Here is a 19239-nt window from a genome sequence, read left to right on the forward strand (position 1 = left end):
CTCCTCAGCAGTTTGTGGCTTCTGGCCATTGCTCGACATAACAAACGGCGACCGGTCAAGTTTCCTCGACTGGTCGCCGCATTATTATTTATTTAAAATCGCCCACACAATTTTAATTTAATCGTTTGACGCATGTTCCTTTAAAGTTCCGTCCTTGTGAACCGGCGAAACATCGACTTCATCTAGAGGAATTAACTTGGTATGCTTCTTGATCTTGTAACCAAAGTAGAGCACCAGAACTAATGGCACACTAATGTAGGTCACCAAGACTTGTTCCCATTGACCGGTGAAGAATGACTGTGGGTCTTGCCCAACAATCACGGCGATACAGAGAACTAAGGCCAAGATTGGGCCAATTGGGAACCACTTTGCGTGATAAGCCAATTCGGATAACTTGTGGCCTTGCTTGATGAATGCCCGACGGAAACGGAAGTGTGACAAAGCAATCCCGAACCATGCAATGAAACCAGTTAAACCACTGGCGGCCACTAACCACATGTAAATCTTAGGACCGGCAATACTGCTGACGAAGGTCAAGGCAGCCACAATGGTCGTTGCAAACAAAGCTGGGTAAGGAATCCCGTTATGGCCCGTCCGTTCGAAGAACTTAGGTGCATAACCTTCCTTAGACAAGGAGTAAAGCATCCGGGTGGAAGCATACATCCCTGAGTTGGCAGCCGAGATAACGGATGTCAGGATAACGGCGTTCATGACACTTGCAGCAGCAGCTAATCCTGCCCGTCTGAAGACCAACGTGAATGGACTGATGGCCACGTCACTGGCAGAGGAACCCAATAAGTCAGGACTGGTATAAGGCAGTACGGCGGCAATCACAAAGATAGCTAAAATGTAGAATAAAATAATCCGCCAGAAGACCTGATTAATAGCCTTGGGAACACTGTGTTGTGGGTCTTTTGACTCACCAGCAGTAATCCCAACCAATTCAGTCCCTTGGAATGAGAACCCAGCAACCACGAAGACACTCAGGATGGCAGGAAATCCGCCAACGAATGGGGCCTTCTTGTAGGTAAAGTTTTCTAACCCAGTGGCATGACCACCCATGATACCCAGAATCGTCATGAGTCCAACCGCCAAGAAGACGAAGATGGTGACAACCTTGATCAGTGACATCCAGAACTCGGTTTCCCCAAAGGCTTGAACGGAGAGCGCGTTAATCGTGAAGACCACGACCAAGGCAATTAAACTCCAAATCCAACCAGGAACGCCGGGTAACCAGAACTTCATGACCAGTGCAGCGGTTGAAATATCAACAGCCACCGTAATGGCCCAGTTAAACCAATAGTTCCATCCCATCGCAAACCCTAAAGCCGGGTCAACGTACTTGGCAGAGTATGCGGCGAAAGAACCTGAAATCGGCATGTTTGTGGCCATTTCACCCAGACTAGTCATCAGGAAGTAGACCATCAGCCCCATGCCGATGTAAGCAACGAGTGCCCCACCAGGCCCGGCGCTTGAAATAGCCGATCCACTAGCAACGAATAATCCAGTCCCGATACAACCACCTAACGCAATCATCGATACGTGTCGCGTCTTGAGTCCCCGCTTAACCTGATCTGAGGCCTCGCTGGTTGTTGCGTTTGACATGCTTTGTTCCATAAAATGTTTCCTCCTTCATATTTAGAAGGACCTTCTCGAAACGACCCAAAGAACTAAAAAATCTCCTCCACAAATTGCTTTGCGAAAGAGATTGGAAAATTCATTATTCCAAGTCAATATCGTTGAAAGCGCCCCGCAACCGTATTTGGCTGCGACAGTCCCTGATTTGTTGAACCAGGGCCCAACCTGGAAGCGAGGTAGTCACTTCCAGGTTTCGGCGGTCGCCCCTTTAACTTTCCCGCTTCGGTGTTACCCACCTTGGGAAAGCGACTGATGTTGACCGCACCTCTTCTATTCGATACCTAGTAGTATACCATCCACCCGAAACATTGCAACATTAAATTGCGATTAGAGTTAATTTTTTTGCTGTTTAGCCAGGTCTAGGCGCAGCAAAGCCTGTTGCACTAGTCCTGAGCTCTCCTCGTTCATCGGCAACAGGTGCTCGTTGACCGTTTTGAAAGCCAATTTTTCTAATACTCGCCGGGATCGATCGTTATCGATTCGACAGGTTGCCCAAAAAGTCGTTGTGCTTTGCTCACCATCATCCGCAATTCGTTGCAGGCTGCCAGCAATCGCCTCCGGCATCAACCCTTGTCCCCAATAGGCCGGGTCCAGCAAGAATCCCAGGTCATACGACGAGACATCGATGGCCTCTGGGTCAAAGTGTTCATAAAAGATTAACGTGCCAATCAGTTGATTGGTCTGTTTAGCCACCAAACCAAAGGCAAACCGATTTTCACGATCCGCCTTGAACCAGTCGGCCGTTCGATCGGCAGACGCCCGCAAGGGTAATCCTGCCGGGACGGCAACCGCCGGGTCCGCCACCAATCGTTGATAGTCGGCCAAGTCTCCCACCGTTAACGGGCGTAGGACCAATCGCTGTGTTTCAATGACAATGTTCATGCCTCATCATCCCTTTCCCACCACAGTCTCATCTGCGGTACAATACCTTATAGGTTCATCATGACTTATTTTGGGAGGTTTCGCAATTGGAAATAATCACAAAGCGTTTAGCCGATGACTCATCAGCCTACCTCAAGGGTTATCTGCGGGCCAACGATAGCGGCAAGGACTACCCGGCCATCATTATTGTCCCCGGGGGGTCATACACGCACATCCCCGAACAACAGGCGGAAGATCTGGCCATGGCCTGGTTTGCCAAGGGCTATCAGGCCTTCTATCTACGCTATAGTTTTGTCGGTGAGACCACCCCACTGCTGCCGACCCCGATCGTTGAGTTGGCCCAAAGTATGGCGTTACTCAAGGCTAACGCTGCCGCTTGGCAACTCGCCGATGACAAGATTGCCGTTGCCGGTTTCTCGGTGGGTGGCCACATCGTCGCCCTGTTCAATGACCTATGGGCCCAACCGGCCTTCAATCGTCGGGCCGGAACCACGCCGGACCAGATTAAACCGCAAGCCGTCATCCTAGGCTACCCGGTCATAACGCCCGCGGCTGGCTTCCCAACAGACAACCAGGTTTTGGCTAGCTGGACAACCGATCCCGCGTCCATCGCCGCCGATAAGTTAGTCACGCCCGACAATGTTCCCACGTTCATTTGGGCCACCAGTTCCGACCCACTGGTCCCCGTTCAAAACGCCTTATCCTATGCTCAAGCCTCGCTTGACCAACATGTCGATACAGACCTCCATTTATTCCATCATGGCCCACACGGCCTAGCATTGGCAAATGACGTCACTGCCTGGAAACCAGGAACTGCCTTGCCACACGTGGCGCACTGGTTGGACCTGGCCCATGAATGGCTGACAGAACTGTCAGATTAAACTTTCAAAATAAAAAACGCCTGACCGCGACTATCGTGGTCAGGCGTTTTGCGTTAAATTTCAGAATGCTTGAGGAGTGGCCAATGTTGCATGGCCGGCGCTAACCGGATATACAGGCCCTCAGCAATTTGTAACCAAAGGTAACCCAGCATCACGGCCCCCAACGTATCGGTTGGGAAGTGGGCATTCAGGTAAACCCGTGAAATCATGACCAGTGCCATCCAGATTAATAGAATAATCCGGAGTAGCCAAGCCTGCCAGGTATGCATCAGCATCGGTACCAGGATGAGCCAGATCATAGCCACCAACAGGAACGTCCCGAAGACGTGGCCACTAGGAAAGCTGTAGCCGTTGTCGATCGCCAGATGGCTGGATGGGCGCGCCCGCTTCACCAGGTGCTTCACCAGGGTGGCAATAACATCCCCACCACCTAAGGTTGCTAGGCACCACAGTGCCGGAATCTTAAACTTAAAGCCCCACAACAGAAAGCCGAGCACTAATGCCCAAATAATGGCCAGCTTAGGCTCCGCTAAGATCGTCACGCCACGATAGAGTAAGGTCTTCCACCCTGGCTGGTTCTTTTGAATCACATCCACAATCGAGGAGTCAATAAACCCCACGAACGCATTCGATGATTTTATGTAAAAAGCGACGATCAAGAAGAGTATGGTCGTCAGACCAAACTTCCACGGTCGGTCCCGATCCCGATTAAATAACATCATTATCTTTTATTTTCCTTTCGTCATACCCGATTCTGGGAAACCCCTAGAAATGAGTATACCATCCTGCCAAAATATTTCTAGAATCCCTGGCAGTATTAATAATTTCATAACCGCTAACCGCGTTGTTGCCAAAACCGTTGTTGGACCCGATTAACCAATTCGGATAATAAAAAGCCAAAGGCAATGGATCCGGAAATCATAATCACCTGAATCAGGTAGCTAAAGGCCACCGTATTTTGCCCCAGGGCAAAGTTCTTAATCATTTGGTAAGCCTGTCCCCCAGGCACCAAGGGCACCAGGGCCGGAATGTTAAACAGAATCATCGGCATCCGTTTCATGCGGGCAAACTGAAGCGAGGCGACACCAATCGCCATGGCCCCCAATAGATTGCCAACTACATAGCCACCGCCGCCTAGCACGGTGAAACGATAGATTAGATAGCCTAGCAAGCCAATCAGTCCACCCGTATTGAGTGCCTTACGGGGAATGTTCACCAAGATCCCAAAGGCAACGGTCGCCGTATAAGTCCCGATCGACTCAATTAAAAATTGCGTAATCGTCATTGTTAGTCCCCTCTCACAAGAATTGCAGGACCATGGCGATCCCGAAACCGATGGCAGCCGCACTTACTAACGCTTCGATCGCCCGCGCAGGACCACTCACCAGATTGCCGGCCAACACATCGCGAACAGAGTTGGTCAGTGGCACCCCGGGAACCAGCGGCATGACCCCACCAATGATGATGTCATCGACACTATTACCCAGGCCATAATGCACCCCAACCAACGCCAGAATGCCAATCGTTGCGGAGGCCGCAAATTCGGATAAGAACCGAATTTGAATAAATTTATTCAAGACATAGTAGACCCACCAGCCAAGCATCCCCACCACACAGGTAATCCAAAAGTCTGGTAGATTATGCCGAAAAACGACCTCTAACGGCCCACTGACTAATGCGGCCGCGAATAATTGGAGCCAGAATGGAAAGTATTTGGTCTCGCTATCAAGGTGATCCAACCGGTTGGAAAACTGTTGTAAGGTAATCTTCTTGACCGCAAATTGCCGGGACAAATCGTTCACAACAGAGACCTTCTCCAGGTCAAAGATTCGCTTCTTGATGGGCTCGATCTGAGCCCCCAGCTCGCCATTAAGGGCCATTAAAATCCCAGTGATGGTGACAAACACCTGGCTACCTTCGACGCCAGCATTCGTGGCAATTCGAATCATGGTATCCTCCACCCGTTCGATTTCGGACCCGTTCTCTAGCATGATCCGGCCAGCCGTTAACGCGGTGTGTAAGATTAGTTGATCATGTTGTTCTCGATTCATCCCGTTATCCCTCGATCTTTCAAAAATTAACCACGACGATCAACGGTCGTGGTACCAAATGGCTATTTAACAAAGATGTAGTGTGCCGCCTTGTAGCTGACAATCAGCTCGGCATCGTCCGTTAAATTCTTAACGGTCACGGGGCCCTCAAACGGGTCGTGCTTTAGGACCTTCAATTGGTCGCCGATGTCTAGCTTCAAGTCGCCCAGGTAGGTGAGCAGGTCATGGTTATCGATGAACCGGTCGACGGTCACCACCGTGCCATCCTTGGCCTCATTCAGAACCGTGTGACTGTCCTCATGATAGTGACCCAGTCGGTCCGGAATCACGCCACCATGGGGACAATGCGTCGGATTCCCCAGCATATCATCCAGAGAGTCAATGAGTCGTGGACTCGTAACGTGCTCCAAGACCTCGGCCTCATCATGGACGTCTGGCAAATCATAGCCAAGCTTTTCCACTAAGAAGTCTTCCCAGATTCGGTGTTTACGCACCAAATCCTCTGCTAGTCGAATGCCCTTGTTGGTTAACGAAATCCCGGCATAGGGCGTGTGTTCCACGAGTCCCTCTGTCGCCATCTTGTTCACCATTTCGGTCACGGAACCCGCGGCGATATTCAAGCTGATAGCAATCTGTTTATTAGAAACTTTTTTCTGCTTGCCACCTAGCTCAAAAATAATTTTTAAATAGTCCTCCTTCATCGGAGTCATGACGCATTCACCTCATTATAAATTCACTGGTCCAATGATACGACCAAAATGTTCTAGTGCCAATCGTTTTGTTGATAAAATAAATCCTCGTCTTCACCACGATGATACTCCGCCTGAATGGTGACGTGGCAAACCCCATATTTTTCGCTCAGGACCTGTTCAATCTCACGGTAAATCGGCTCGATTTCACTCAGCCGTCGATCGTCCATGTTGACATGGACCGAGAAGACCAGATTATGTTCGTCGATTAACCAAGCGTGTAAGTGATGAACCCCATCCACGCCGGGAATCTGGCAAAGATCCTGGACAATTCCCTCATAGTCGAGCTTGGGTGCCGCCTCCATCAAGATGGAGAACGTCTGCCGAACGATGGGTAACGACTCATAACTGATATAGATCGCCACGAGAATGGTAATCACCGGGTCAACCCAGCTAATCTGCCAGACCGTGATTAACACAGCCCCCAGAATAACCCCTAGCGAGGCTAAGGCATCACTCATTAAATGCAGATAAGTTGCCCGAATATTTAAATTATGCTGAGCACCGTGATTCAACAACAGGGTTGAGACCAGGTTGGCCGCGAAACTCACAATGGCGACCACCAACATGATGTCCCCCTTGATGGGTTCCGGATGCAATAGGCGCCAGATAGCCTCAACGACCAGGGCCAGTGAAATCACAATTAACACGCCCGCATTCAATAGGGCCGTGAGAATTTCAATCCGCCGATAGCCATAGGTCTTCGACGCCGTTTGCTGCCGACAACCAATTCGATTGGCCACAAAGCTCAGCACGACCGAACAGGCATCCCCTAAATTATGAAAGGCATCCGAGAGTAGCGACAGACTACCTGAAAGGAGTCCCCCAACCAATTCGAATACCGTAATGACCACGTTCAAAATCGTTACTAAGAAAAAGCGACTGCCCGTTAAACGATCTTGCACCGTCTACGCCCCCTATCAATTCAAGTTCATTATGGCAGAGTTTAGGGAGAATGAAAAGTGTGTTTTAGGCATGGTTAGAAGTTTCGTTAGTCACTTATGGTAACCGTGATGGGGACAACTCACCGTTACACAAAAAAATCGGCTCCCATTGGGAACCGATCGCATGAGTTTAAATGTCGCTGGTTAAATTTATTGGGCAGCCTCAGTCTGCGTCAAATGTTCTGGTTTGATGTTGGCCGTGAGCTTTTCATAAGCAAAGTTCTTAACGCCGTAGACATCAGCCCGCTTCAAAGTGACCTTGCCAGTAGCGGTGAACCCATTCTTCGTAATAATGTGTTGCATAGCCGTATTCTTTTCATTGGTATCGATCCGAATACTTTCGATCGTTGGCATGGTATCTACCCGGTCGAAAATTTCTTGGAAGAGTTTGCTGGTCAAGCCCTTGCCACGATGTGCTCTAGATACGGAAACCCGGTGTACGGCCACATAGGTCGCGTCCTTAGTCAACCATTGTCCATCAATTTCTGCATACGTTGCGTCAGGTCCTGGAATAACTGCACACGTTCCCAGCAGTTCCCCTGTCTCTTCGTCAACATTAATGACTGTCCAACCATTCTTGATATCTTTGATCAGGTCATCTTGATGAGGATAAGTCTTCTGCCACTGATCGATTCCTTGAGCCGCTAAATGATCACGACCATCAGCAATCAATGATTCAATGTGTGGTAAGTCTTCCATAGTAGCTTTACGTAACCGCATATCTAACACCATCCTTTATAGCTAGTAAATCACTCGCTTTTTTTCATCTTAACGTTTTTACAACAAAAAAACAATACTGTTGTGCCTCCTCAAAATTGGAAGGGTTAACCTTCCTTAGGAGCCATGCAGTATTGTCGTCTTTTAAAAACTATTGGTTTGCCTCATTTAGTGACTTGATCACCCTTTAAGGCCCAACTATTTCTTCTATTGAATAGCTTCGGTCTGAACCTTATGTTCAGCTTTGGTGTTGGCCGTCAACCGTTCGTAGGCAAAGTCCTTTACATTGTCGAGGTCCATCCCCAACAGCTTAACCATGCCAGTTTCGGTAAAACCATTCTTCTTGATAATGTGTTGCATCGCCTTGTTGTCCGGATGGGTGTCGATCCGAATGGCCTCGATATCCTTGGCGTGGTCAATCTGCTCGAAGACCCGCTGGAAAAGTTCGCCGGCTAAGCCGCGACCGTGATGGTGGCTAGACACTGCCACACGATGAATGGCCAAGTATGGCGCGTCCTTCGTCAACCACTGACCCTCGATTTGCTGGTAACTAACGTCTTCGCCCGGAATCACCGCAGCGGTCCCCAAGATTTCGTTGTCTTCTTCCAAGACAACCGTGAATCCTTGATGAATATCATCAACGAGGACCGAAGTACCAGGGTAACTCCCCTGCCATTGGTCAATGTTCTGGTCGGCCAATAATTGCCGACCGTCCCGGATAATAGATTCAATTTGTGGCAAATCTGCCATAGTAGCTTGTCGTAACAGCATGTCTAACACCATCCTTTATATTTTCGTTTTAAAACAATTTAGATATCATATCATTTATATTTTAAAAAGCAACAGTTTTTATTCAGCTATTTAAACCAGCGACTCAATCTATTGAACCGTCTCGCCCTGAACCTTATGTTCGGCCTTGGTGTTGGCCGTCAACCGTTCGTAGGCGAAGTCCTTCACATTGTCGAGGTCCATCCCTAACAACTTAACCATGCCGGTTTCGGTGAAACCGTTCTTCTTGATGATGTGTTGCATGGCCTTGTTGTCCGGATGGGTGTCGATCCGAATGGCTTCGATATCTTTTGCGTGGTCAATCTGATCGAAGACCCGTTGGAAAAGTTCACCGGCTAAGCCGCGACCGTGATGGTGGCTAGACACTGCCACACGATGAATGGCCAAATAAGGCGCATCCTTCGTCAACCACTGGCCTTCGATTTGTCTATAGCTAACGTCTTCCCCCGGAATAACTGCAGCGGTCCCCAAGATTTCGTTGTCTTCTTCCAAAACAACCGTGAACCCTTGATGAATATCATCAACGAGGACCGATGTGCCTGGGTACGTCCCTTGCCATTGATCAATGTTCTGATCGGCTAATAGTTGCCGACCGTCCCGGATAATAGATTCAATTTGTGGCAAATCTGCCATAGTAGCTTGTCGTAACAGCATGTCTAACACCATCCTTTATATTTTTAATTTGATGCAATTTAGCAATATTAACACGTCCGCTTCAAAAAGCAACGGATTATGTTCTGAATTTGATTGCTTTTTTGAAAAAAGTTGCGAAAGCCTTGGCGCACATGGGATTCAACGATCACCATTTCTCATCAAACGCTCATAACCGATCCCTTTTTTCATAAAAATATCCGAGTTCATTCCGGGATTTCATGAAAAAAGCGTATAAAAAAAGCACCCACTCAAGAACTTTCTAAACTTGAGTGAGCGCCACGGGAGTAGCCTTGGGCGAGCGAAAAATCAAAAAACTTTAATTTTCCAAAAACACGTCGTTTTAGTTTCACGATCGCTTACGCTGACATTCATCAACGTAGTCCATGCGCAAGAATAAACGCGCTATTACTAATGGTTATTCGCCTGGTTTCACAACACGTCAACAACATGATTGACCACCAATCCAGCCAGAAGATCGATTGGTATCGAAAGTTTTTTCTGCCCAACACACAAAATCTCCCGTGCCTTCAGACTACCATTGTTAAGCCTGATAAACAATGAACTCGGCCTAATTTGTGGCCTCGCCGAGTCGAAATTCCCAGTGTTCGCCGACCTTATTCGCAAATAGGTGTTGATCCGGCGTTGGGTTGAATGGCCCAAGGTCAATCTCGGCCGTATCCTCTTCTATGGTCAACTCTTCAAAGCGGTCCTCAAAGAAAGACCTCAGTGTCTCCAGGTAATTATGACGCCGTTGGGCCAACTTAACGGCACCGACCAACGTATAGCCATCATCTAGGTAGGCTTTAATCTGTTGAACCGTCAGCAATGTCTCATAGCTAAACTTCCGATTGTGGCCATCTGCCAGAGCCTGACTGTGGATATAGCCCTTACGTTCCCAATACCGGATTTGACTCTGTGAAACACCCGTTGCCTCTGCAACGTCCCCGATGCCAAAAATTAAGGTTTCCATCGGAATCTTCTTTAATAGTGTCTTTAAATCTTCATTCATGGTCGCTGTTCCACCATCCTTTTTCCTCCGCCCTTAATCCATCCCCGTCCGGTATCATCATAATGAAAGCGTTGTGATTTTTACCAGATTATTTTAGATCAATGCTCGCTTTTCTCTAATCAGTATAGATAATTTAAAACTCTTGTCAAGGTTGTTGACAAAGTTAGTGAATCTGAGTATAGTTATTCCCAGAAATAATTTTAATGATAAAAGAGGGAAAAATTTTGGGAAATGCAACTGATACCAACGGAAAACCCTACAATCGGAGTTTACTGGTTATTCTTCTATTGATTGGGACTTTCTGTACTGTTTTGAATCAAACCATCTTAAGTACCGCCTATCCAACATTAATGAAGGCTTTTGACGTTTCGACGTCAACGGTTCAATGGTTAACCACCGGTTTCTTACTGGTTAACGGGATCATGATCCCGATTAGTGCCTGGTTACTGACGACGGTCAGCACCAAGTGGCTCTACATTGCCGCAATGTCGACCTTCCTATTAGGAACGGTTCTTTGCTGGACAGCCATTAGCTTCCCAATGTTGCTCATTGGTCGGTTAGTCCAAGCAGTCGGTGTTGGGGTTTCCATGCCCTTACTACAAACGATGATGCTAACGATCTTCCCTGCTAACCAGCGGGGGACCGCCATGGGGCTTGCCGGGATTGTTATCGGACTTGCCCCTGCCATTGGGCCAACCTTATCTGGTTGGGTCATCGACAACTGGACCTGGCGTGACTTATTCGGCATGATCGTGCCAATCGTGGCCATCGTCGTGATTGCAAGCTTCTGGATCATGCGCAGTGTCCTGGAAACACACAAGGAACCTTTGGACTTCATCTCTGTTATCCTGTCCACGATTGGGTTTGGGAGCATGCTCTACGGCTTCTCATCCGTTGGGGACGACGGCTGGGGCAGTGCCATCGTGCTTTCAACCTTAGCCATTGGGGCCGTCTTCGTTGGCCTATTCATCTGGCGTCAATTAGTCATGGACGAACCATTCCTGAACTTCCGGGTTTACAAGTCTCGTGAATTCACGGTTTCAGCCATCTTAAGCTCCGTCGTTAACATGGCCATGGTCGGGGTCGAAATGGTTATTCCCTTATACCTACAAATGGTCAAAGGAATGTCAGCCTTTCACTCTGGCTTAACGCTGTTAGCCGGGGCCTTAATGATGGGGATTATGAGTCCAATCACCGGTCGGGCCTTTGACCGCTTCGGGGCTAAGCGCTTAGCCGTCATGGGGATGTTCCTCTTGACTCTTGGGACCTTACCATTCGTTTGGATTACCAAGGATACCGCAACTATCTACATTGTCTTACTCTACGCCATCCGGATGTTCGGGATTGCCATGGTCATGATGCCAGCCACTACCGCTGGGATGAACGCCTTGCCACTGAACATGATCAGCCATGGGACCGCCGTTAACAACACCCAACGGCAAGTCGCTAGTTCCGTTGGGACGGCCATCTTGATCAGTGTCTTGACTAACGTCACTAAGGGTAGCATGCCAGCCAAGCACGTCTTAACGACGAACCCGCTGAGCTATGCTAACAGTGCCATTAATGCCACTCTTTCCGGTTACCATGCGGCATTCTGGATTGCCATCGGCTTTAGCTTCATCGCTTTGATTATCGCCTTCTTCTTGAAGGGCAAGAACCGCTCCGAGCACCTTGCCGATGAGGACTCTACTCAGGGAGGTGCCGCCTAATGATTATCTTTGCGATTATTATCCTGGTTGTTCTTTCATTTATCTTCTTTGTTTACATTGAAAATAAAGCTGTCAGCAACGCTTTAACAGGATTATCAATTATTGCCCTACTACTCAGCATCTTCTTCATGATGCAAAATGACCGTGAACACCTCGGCATGCACAACGTGACCGAAACGAGCACGCAAAACATTTACTCTGCTTCCCCTTCTAAGCAGATGCCCATGATGATTTACCAATCTGTTGGGACGGCCGACAAGCACCGGGTCTACGTTTACAAGACCAGTGCCAACGCCAAGAAAACCAGTCACACGGCCGCTAAGATTACCACCAAGAACGTGGTTAAGCGGACGACCGGTACGAACCGGATCGTGACGAAGAAGGTTTACCGTGAATACAAGAACAATACCAGCAAGTTCTGGTTTGGGTTGGCCGGTAACGGTCACAAGTATGTCAAGGAAACCAACACCATCTACCTCAACAAGAACTGGACGGTCTTGAGCACGAGTCAGGCCAAGCAACTCCAGAAGATGGCCAGTTCCAAGAGCTTCCAGGCCAAGCAAAAGGCTGCCGCCACTGCCTACGTTAAGCAACAAATGATGGCTGCTATGCAGAAGAATCCATCAATGACGGCTGCTCAACAGAAGCAAGTGACCAAGCAAGCCGCTGCGGCCTTCCAGGCTCAAGCCATGCAAAAACTGATTCAACAAATTAAGAAGTAATTACCCAAAAAGGACGTGCCATTCTACTATCTGTTAGTGGAATGACACGTCCTTTTTAATTGACGGCAAATAAAAACGCCCAGTGCTAATCACTGAGCGTCTGTCATTTAAAATTTACGATTTCGTTACCAACACTAGTTGGCTTGAGTCAGCTGGGATTGCCCACGGCGACACCGTGGCAGCAGCCCTGAGAGGTCAGCTAAAGATGTCCCGTTATCCTGGAAACATTGAATCATGTCAATCCAGTATAAGTCTGAATCGTCGAATTCGGTGGTTGAGTGTTCCTCTCCCAGCAACCCATTGTTCACGTATTCTTCTACGCGATTAGCATCAACATGTGCAACCGCAGATAATTCAGTCAAGTTCATCTTCATCACTGTACCCTCGCTTTCTTTATTGTCAATGAGAGTATCATACAACCCCCTTTAGACAAATGCAACCTTTTTTCTTGCGATTTTTTTCGGGTCAAATTTTGGGTTTACGGAACGCCGCCAGAGGGCTAAACTAAAGATTAAAATCTTCTCATTTTACAAGAAAGGAAACCTGTCTATGAGTCCTTCTTTAACCTTTAGATCCGGGGTGCAAGACGTCTTGCCAACGGTCTTTGGCTATATTGGTGTGGGACTGGCCTTTGGGATTGTTGCCCACACTAGTCACCTGAGTTTACTGGTCGTGGCGGGGCTATCCTTCCTGGTTTATGCCGGATCGGCTCAGTTTATTATCACCAGTATGCTCCTGCTCCATGATCCACTATCCGGAATCTTTCTCTCCACCTTCTTAGTGAACTCCCGGATGATCCTCATGAGTACCAGTCTGGCTCAATACTTCCGCCATGAAAGTTTGGGTAAGAATCTATTTATCGGATCACTCCTAACGGATGAGACCTTTGCCCTTGCCATGAGCAAGCAGAACCTCACTCATGGCCGCCTGAGCTTCGCCTGGCAGACGGCCGCCAACCTGGTCGCCTACCTGGTCTGGGGACTGGCAACGTTGGCTGGTGCGCTACTAGGCGGCCTGATTGCGAACCCCACCCGTTTCGGCTTCGACTTTGCCCTCACGGCCATGTTTATCGGGCTGGTTTACCTCCAACTGATCGGTGACCGCAAATTGGGGATTCCCCTACAATTACAGGTGATGGCCTTTGTCGCCTTGGCCTACTACCTCCTCTTGAGTGTCGTGAGTCAAAACTTTGCCTTATTAATCGCAACTGTTGCCGGTTGCCTATTCGGAATGGAGCTGAGAAAATGGCAATCACGTTAACCGAACTCTGGGCGATTCTTGGTTGTGGTGCCGTGACCCTGTTGTCACGGTCACTGCCCTTCGCCTTCGTGAAACAGATGCGAATGCCAAGCTGGCTCCTCGACTTCTTGACCTTCGTTCCCATTACCATCATGACGGCCCTGACCTGTGAGAGTCTCTTCGTTGGCCACACGGGTCACCTGGCGACTCTGAACGTCGCCAACTTTTTGGCCGCGATTCCTGCGACCATCGCTGGGGTTCTCACCAAGAGTCTCCTGATGGTGGTGGTCGTTGGCATCATGGCCATGGCCATCATTCGCTACTTTACCCTTGGAAGCTAAAAGAGCAGCACCGCTAACCACGGTGACTGCTCTTTTTTAATTTACGCCTTTTTCTCGTAGGGCAAGACCAGGTTCAGAATGATCCCCAGGACAGCGGCCACGGCCAGGCCGGAAAACTCATACTGACCCACCTTCAGGTAGGCGTTCCCAATCCCAATCACTAGAATGGCGGACGCAATCATCAGATTACGTTTCTGATTAAAGTCCACGTGCTTCTCAATGAGGATTCGTAGGCCACTGGAGGCGATCACCCCAAACAATAGGAAGCTAATCCCCCCGATAACCGGATTGGGGATGCTGTCGATTAGGGCGCTGAGTTTACCCACAAAGCTAAAAATAATGGCAAACGTGGCCGCTCCGATTAAGACATACACACTGTGTACCCGGGTAATCGCCAACACGCCCACGTTTTCACCGTATGAGGTCACTGGCGGTCCGCCAACAAAGCTGGCCATGATCGAGGCCAAGCCATCCCCCGCCAGCGTATGGTTAAGCCCCGGGTCCTTGAAGAAGTCCCGATGCGTAATGTCATTCAGGACCGTGATGTGCCCAATGTGTTCGGTCATGGTGACAAAGGCAATTGGTGCCAGACTAATCACCGCTCCCCAATAAAAGTGTAAGGGATAGCTGATTCCAGGAAACTCAAACTTAGGTAACTGGAACCACGCTGCCTCTAAAACGGGTTTGAAATTAACCAACCCCGCGACCACGGCAATCAGGTACCCCCCAACAATTCCCAGCAGGATTGGAATCAACCCAAGAAAGCCCTTTAGATAAAGGTTAAACCCAATGGTCAGCAGTAAGGTCAGCATCGCGACCAGGAAGAACTGCCAATGGTACGTGCCATTGCTGTCAACGGTGGCCTTCTGTGCCGCGCTGCTGGCCAACGACAGACCAATCACCATCACCATTGGGCCAACCACAACCGGTGGTAGAGCCTTGTTAATCCAATCGGACCCGAATTGAGCAACAATCAGGGCAACGATCAGATATACCAGGCCAACGGCCATCGTCCCCTGAGCAATCCCGGGATACCCAGTGGTCTTCATTAAGGCCACCATCGGGACAATGAATGAGAAACTAGACCCCATGTACGCGGGAATCTTACCACGCGTAATTAATATGTACATCAGCGTGCCAACCCCTGAACTGAAGAGAGCAATCCCGGGATTCAGGCCGACCAGGATGGGAACCAGGACCGTGGAACCGAACATCGAGAATAAATGCTGTAGCGATAGGCCAAACCATTGGCCCCAACTGGGACGCTCCCAAATATCGATGAGGGCATCCGGATTGCGATAACGTGACGGTGATTTCATAGTGGTAACCTCCAAGGTAGTTTTGGGACCAAAAAAAAGACGCGTCCGTCCCGTAAGGTAACGTCGCGCCCACTCAGCGTTCACATTTAGCCCAGCATTAGCCAGAGAGTGCACCCTTCATTGCCTCACGGGACAATGTTAAAGGAAACTATTTCTACGAATTATACGGAGTCCCGAAACGACTGTCAAGACTTTCAGACCGACAATCATCTCGACGCCGTTAGCCGTTGATACCACACATTGATTAACCATAAACCAATTAACAAACACCCGCCAATGATAATCAGCGTCCGGTTGGCTAGCCAATCCGTGACAAACCCAAAGATAAAGCTTCCGACCGGTTGAAAAGCATCGATAGCCAGGAAGAGAATCCCAAACATGCGCCCGAGAAACTCCGGCGCCGTGAGATTTTGGGTAATGGTAATTGCCCGAATCTCAAAACAGGAATAGCAGAAACCAAAGACCGCACTGACACCAAATAAAATCCAGTAGTTCGGCCACAGTCCCGCCAGGGCCAAAGCCCCACCGGCGAGAGCCAGATCCAGATAATTATCACGGCGCTGCGGGTCTCTGTGGTCCAGGGTCAAGCGCAGTCCCCCTAGAATCCCACCAACCGCCAACATCACCAACAGATAGCTATAGCGACTCGAATCACCAGCGTATAGGTGCTGAACGTCATACGGCAAAACGAGTCTGACCGCCGCGAACAGGACATTGATCAGGCCGCCCAAAGCGATGGTCTCCACTAACCCCGGCCGCCGCCAGACATATTGCCATCCCGTCACCAGGCTATCCCGGACCCCTAATTGCGATGACTTGCCGGATGGCGCCTGATAACGAATGCTCAGATAGAGGATGAATGACAACACAAAGGACCCGGCATTTAGCAACAAGAACCCCCGCAAGTCTAACCAATGAAGCGTCAACAACAGTCCACCCAGCAATGGGGCACAGATATCTGCCAAATCAATTAGTGTGTTGCTAACCGCATTAAACCGTTGCCGGCCACTCAGCGTAATCAACTCCGGAATCATCGCCTTGGCCGCTGGCAGACTGAACGCGAGGCCAATGTCTAAGAGGATGGTCAGGGTGATTAACGGCGCGGCCGTGATCCGCTGAGGATTGAGCCAAAAGGCACACCCTAGGCAGCCCAAGATGCTCAACAACTCGGCACTCACCACAATCCATTTGCGATTCAAGTTATCAACGACGACCCCGCATAGGAGGTCACCAAAAAACAAAACCACCCCACCGGTGGCCTGAATGATGCCTAGCAAGGACGCATTGTCCGTGGCCTTGACCACGAACCAATTCAACCCGAACAGGTAGAGCGCATCCCCTAATCGAGAAATGAATGGCGCTAATAAAAGTGGATAATTAAAGGACTTGGGGGTCGACTTGACCGTTTGCATAGACCCCACCTCTTTCGTGATTACCGAAATTAATCGACCATCCGCCAGGCCCCTTCATCGGCCTTCGAAATATCATTCAAAAACTTCAGGACCCGTTTGGCCCGGTTTGGCTGTTGCTCGTTAAGCAGATTCAGCCCCGCGCCGGTGACCATTGGTTGGCTCAGCCGGAAGTTACCGTCATCCGTTTCCCCGGTCGCGAAGGCCATCACAGTCTCACCGGACTCAATCTGCGTGGTCAGGAAGAACATGGTGAAGTCATCATCGTCCATCATGTAAGCGGGCATTGCCCAGATACTTGGGGCAATCTCTTGCATTTCACCGGTGCTGGTACCATCGAGAAACTTAAACTCCTTATGGTTGGCCTGGGTAACGGGTTCCTTCAATACCAGCATCATTTGAGCAAACTCGTCGTCGCCCATCTGTAGGTTATCTTTCATCTTAAATTGCCTCCTTGAATAGATTCATGCTAATCATTATACCAGCGTTGTTTGTAAAATTAAATCACGCTGTGCATCGCTGCCCAACTGAAAGACATGATCGCCAATCTGTTGAAAGCCCATCCGTTCGTAAAACTTCCGAGCTGGCTGATTATGTTCCCACACGCCCAACCAGATCGCCGTCTTGTGTAACCGTCGTGCCTGGTCCACCGCGTGCTGATACAACGCCTTGCCCAGGCCCTGCCGTTTGTATGCCGGAAGAATATAGATCCGCTCTATTTCTAGTGACTGCGCCCCGCGATGCTCCGATTGCGATGCGTCCCAATTCAACTTCAGATACCCGGCAACCCGACCCTCGACCAGAATGAAGTCAAACGTCGTGGTTGGCTGAGTCAGCTCCTGCGTCAACTGTTTTGTGCTATAGGCCGTCGCCAAGTAAGCGGCTAAGTCTTCAGGCGTGTTCGCATCCCCAAACGTATCCGTAAATGTCTGTCGACTCACCTGTTGTAAGGCTGCCAGGTCGTCAAGCGTACATGGCACGATCTTCTTTGTCATCATTAATAAACTCCTTAATATTGTCTGGTCTGTCCCTGCTTCACGTGTTCCCAGTCCTCAGCGACGTTGCCCGCCACCTTCTCCAGTAGGGAGGCCAGTGTGGTTGCCTCCTCGGCCGTCAGCCCCTTTAAGGCCATGTCATTCGAATACGCATTCTCGCGTTGGACCAACGGATAAACAACGGCTCCCGCTTGGGTCACATAGAGTCGCCGAATCTTTCGGTTGCTCTCATCCGGCCGCTTCTCAATCAACCCCTGCTGTTCGAGCTTCTTAACCGACCGGGCGACCGTCGTCCGGTCAACCTTCACCATGGCCGCCAAATGGTCCTGAATGATGCCGGGATGCTCGGCAATTCTGGCTAGATAGAGGTATTGGCCCTTGGCCAACTTAGCCTGCTGGAACTCACGGTTGGCAATGGCATCTAGGGCCCGGTAGATCGATCCAATTGGTCGTAAAATTTCCGTCATGCGTGCCGCCTCCCTTGAATAGTCTCTAGTTTATCGCGATTATGTTGTATTTGCAACATAATAAACTGAATAAAAAAAGACCTCCCGTAATCAGGAGGTCCCTTCATTAGTCATTAATTAGCGATGCTGATTGGTTTCCCAATCTCCAGTTGCATGTGGTAGTAATCGTGATCGCCAACCACTTGGGTTCCAACAACTTCATAGCCCATCCGTTCATACAAACGCATAGCGCCAGGATTCTCGAAGTCTACGATCAGTCCAATTACTGACTGTCGGTCACGCCGGGCATAGACGGGTAAGGCCCGCAACAATTGGCGGCCAATTCCCTTTCCCTGCTGAGCAGGGTCTACTGCTAGCGAATCCAAATACCATTCCCCAGCTGCCGTTTCCGGTTCAGATTCCAGCGGTTCATCGAACGCTTCACTCTGAGCCGTAAGGCGTGTAATGACGTCATCCACGATGTCTTGTCGTTCGCCAGGATAACCAAAGGCTACCCCAACAACTTGGCCATCGGCCTCGGCCACCACCGTGGTTGCCGCACCGGACAAGTATGTCCGAGTACGGTACGCCGCCGTGATGACCTTCAATAAATCGGGGCCTGGAACGTCTTCCAGGTCAGTTAACTCCATCTCGTCATAGATCAAGTTCATCAGCGGTGCTATCTGAGGCGCATCCGCTGGTCGAGCTTCACGAATTATCACAAAAAATCCTCCATTTCTAGTTC

23 protein-coding genes and 1 riboswitch are annotated in these 19239 nt (G+C 49.5%); of the genes, 5 read left to right on the forward strand and 18 right to left on the reverse strand.

Annotated elements, in window-relative coordinates; genetic code table 11:
- Positions 1-117: 117 nt before the first annotated feature.
- Positions 118-1617: an amino acid permease gene (locus EKM96_RS02150; RefSeq protein ID WP_382336181.1), complete on the reverse strand. Its 1500-nt coding sequence runs from the start codon at positions 1615-1617 to the stop codon at positions 118-120.
- A 118-nt stretch (positions 1618-1735) separates the two neighbouring features.
- Positions 1736-1916, reverse strand: a riboswitch (Lysine riboswitch).
- 55 nt (positions 1917-1971) lie between these two features.
- Positions 1972-2520, reverse strand: coding sequence for a GNAT family N-acetyltransferase (locus EKM96_RS02155; RefSeq protein WP_125639082.1), 549 nt, complete (start codon positions 2518-2520; stop codon positions 1972-1974).
- Positions 2521-2606: 86 nt separating this feature from the next.
- Here EKM96_RS02155 and EKM96_RS02160 point away from each other — a divergent pair, with 86 nt between their 5' ends.
- Positions 2607-3401 (forward strand): alpha/beta hydrolase, encoded by a 795-nt coding sequence (locus EKM96_RS02160; protein ID WP_125639086.1) that lies wholly within the window; start codon positions 2607-2609, stop codon positions 3399-3401.
- Between the two features lie 53 nt (positions 3402-3454).
- Here EKM96_RS02160 and EKM96_RS02165 read toward each other — a convergent pair whose 3' ends face one another.
- The 9 genes from EKM96_RS02165 to EKM96_RS02205 all read right to left on the reverse strand — a co-directional run bounded on the left by EKM96_RS02165 (position 3455) and on the right by EKM96_RS02205 (position 10314).
- Entirely contained in the window at positions 3455-4123 is a 669-nt protein-coding gene (locus tag EKM96_RS02165; protein ID WP_125639089.1) for a phosphatase PAP2 family protein, read from the reverse strand.
- A 113-nt stretch (positions 4124-4236) separates the two neighbouring features.
- Positions 4237-4686 (reverse strand): threonine/serine exporter family protein, encoded by a 450-nt coding sequence (locus EKM96_RS02170; RefSeq protein ID WP_125639091.1) that lies wholly within the window; start codon positions 4684-4686, stop codon positions 4237-4239.
- A gap of 13 nt (positions 4687-4699) precedes the next feature.
- Positions 4700-5452 carry a threonine/serine exporter family protein gene (locus EKM96_RS02175; RefSeq protein ID WP_125639094.1) on the reverse strand — a complete coding sequence of 251 codons (753 nt, stop codon included), beginning with the start codon at positions 5450-5452 and terminating at the stop codon, positions 4700-4702.
- A 62-nt stretch (positions 5453-5514) separates the two neighbouring features.
- Positions 5515-6162 carry a metal-dependent transcriptional regulator gene (locus EKM96_RS02180; protein ID WP_125639098.1) on the reverse strand — a complete coding sequence of 216 codons (648 nt, stop codon included), beginning with the start codon at positions 6160-6162 and terminating at the stop codon, positions 5515-5517.
- Between the two features lie 53 nt (positions 6163-6215).
- Entirely contained in the window at positions 6216-7106 is an 891-nt protein-coding gene (locus EKM96_RS02185; protein WP_125639100.1) for a cation diffusion facilitator family transporter, read from the reverse strand.
- Positions 7107-7295: 189 nt separating this feature from the next.
- Positions 7296-7865: a GNAT family N-acetyltransferase gene (locus tag EKM96_RS02190; RefSeq protein WP_125639104.1), complete on the reverse strand. Its 570-nt coding sequence runs from the start codon at positions 7863-7865 to the stop codon at positions 7296-7298.
- A 204-nt stretch (positions 7866-8069) separates the two neighbouring features.
- Positions 8070-8633 (reverse strand): GNAT family N-acetyltransferase, encoded by a 564-nt coding sequence (locus tag EKM96_RS02195; RefSeq protein ID WP_125639107.1) that lies wholly within the window; start codon positions 8631-8633, stop codon positions 8070-8072.
- Between the two features lie 108 nt (positions 8634-8741).
- Positions 8742-9305 (reverse strand): GNAT family N-acetyltransferase, encoded by a 564-nt coding sequence (locus tag EKM96_RS02200; RefSeq protein WP_125639110.1) that lies wholly within the window; start codon positions 9303-9305, stop codon positions 8742-8744.
- Positions 9306-9873: 568 nt separating this feature from the next.
- The gene (locus EKM96_RS02205) at positions 9874-10314 is read right to left on the reverse strand and encodes a MerR family transcriptional regulator (RefSeq protein WP_125639113.1); all 441 of its coding nucleotides are present in this window, start codon (positions 10312-10314) and stop codon (positions 9874-9876) included.
- 224 nt (positions 10315-10538) lie between these two features.
- Between EKM96_RS02205 and EKM96_RS02210 the strand changes: the two genes are divergently transcribed.
- Positions 10539-12023 carry an MDR family MFS transporter gene (locus EKM96_RS02210; RefSeq protein WP_125639116.1) on the forward strand — a complete coding sequence of 495 codons (1485 nt, stop codon included), beginning with the start codon at positions 10539-10541 and terminating at the stop codon, positions 12021-12023.
- Positions 12023-12745, forward strand: a complete 723-nt coding sequence (locus EKM96_RS02215; RefSeq protein ID WP_125639119.1) for a DUF4811 domain-containing protein — start codon at positions 12023-12025, stop codon at positions 12743-12745. The genes EKM96_RS02210 and EKM96_RS02215 overlap by 1 nt, the downstream gene beginning before the upstream one ends.
- 134 nt (positions 12746-12879) lie before the next feature.
- Here EKM96_RS02215 and EKM96_RS02220 read toward each other — a convergent pair whose 3' ends face one another.
- The gene (locus EKM96_RS02220) at positions 12880-13119 is read right to left on the reverse strand and encodes a MerR family transcriptional regulator (RefSeq protein ID WP_125639122.1); all 240 of its coding nucleotides are present in this window, start codon (positions 13117-13119) and stop codon (positions 12880-12882) included.
- 175 nt (positions 13120-13294) lie between these two features.
- On the opposite strand from EKM96_RS02220, the gene EKM96_RS02225 reads away from it, so the two are divergent.
- Complete coding sequence (locus EKM96_RS02225; protein WP_125639123.1) at positions 13295-14005, forward strand: AzlC family ABC transporter permease; 711 nt, start codon at positions 13295-13297, stop codon at positions 14003-14005.
- Positions 13990-14325 carry an AzlD domain-containing protein gene (locus EKM96_RS02230; RefSeq protein ID WP_125639126.1) on the forward strand — a complete coding sequence of 112 codons (336 nt, stop codon included), beginning with the start codon at positions 13990-13992 and terminating at the stop codon, positions 14323-14325. Before EKM96_RS02225 ends, EKM96_RS02230 begins: the two co-directional genes overlap by 16 nt.
- A 41-nt stretch (positions 14326-14366) precedes the next feature.
- On the opposite strand, the gene EKM96_RS02235 is transcribed toward EKM96_RS02230, so the two are convergent.
- The 6 genes from EKM96_RS02235 to EKM96_RS02260 all read right to left on the reverse strand — a co-directional run bounded on the left by EKM96_RS02235 (position 14367) and on the right by EKM96_RS02260 (position 19216).
- Positions 14367-15644, reverse strand: coding sequence for a solute carrier family 23 protein (locus EKM96_RS02235; protein ID WP_125639127.1), 1278 nt, complete (start codon positions 15642-15644; stop codon positions 14367-14369).
- Between the two features lie 206 nt (positions 15645-15850).
- Positions 15851-17056, reverse strand: a complete 1206-nt coding sequence (locus EKM96_RS02240) for an MFS transporter (RefSeq protein ID WP_125639129.1) — start codon at positions 17054-17056, stop codon at positions 15851-15853.
- A 29-nt stretch (positions 17057-17085) separates the two neighbouring features.
- A complete protein-coding gene (locus EKM96_RS02245; RefSeq protein ID WP_125639131.1) occupies positions 17086-17493 on the reverse strand; it encodes a hypothetical protein in 408 nt (135 codons plus the stop codon).
- Positions 17494-17529: 36 nt separating this feature from the next.
- Positions 17530-18051, reverse strand: coding sequence for a GNAT family N-acetyltransferase (locus EKM96_RS02250; RefSeq protein WP_318531037.1), 522 nt, complete (start codon positions 18049-18051; stop codon positions 17530-17532).
- 11 nt (positions 18052-18062) lie between these two features.
- Positions 18063-18515 (reverse strand): MarR family winged helix-turn-helix transcriptional regulator, encoded by a 453-nt coding sequence (locus EKM96_RS02255; protein ID WP_125639133.1) that lies wholly within the window; start codon positions 18513-18515, stop codon positions 18063-18065.
- Between the two features lie 113 nt (positions 18516-18628).
- Positions 18629-19216: a GNAT family N-acetyltransferase gene (locus tag EKM96_RS02260; RefSeq protein WP_125639135.1), complete on the reverse strand. Its 588-nt coding sequence runs from the start codon at positions 19214-19216 to the stop codon at positions 18629-18631.
- Positions 19217-19239: the final 23 nt, after the last annotated feature.

It is taken from the genome of Levilactobacillus tangyuanensis, from assembly GCF_003946545.1.
Classification (GTDB): domain Bacteria; phylum Bacillota; class Bacilli; order Lactobacillales; family Lactobacillaceae; genus Levilactobacillus; species Levilactobacillus tangyuanensis.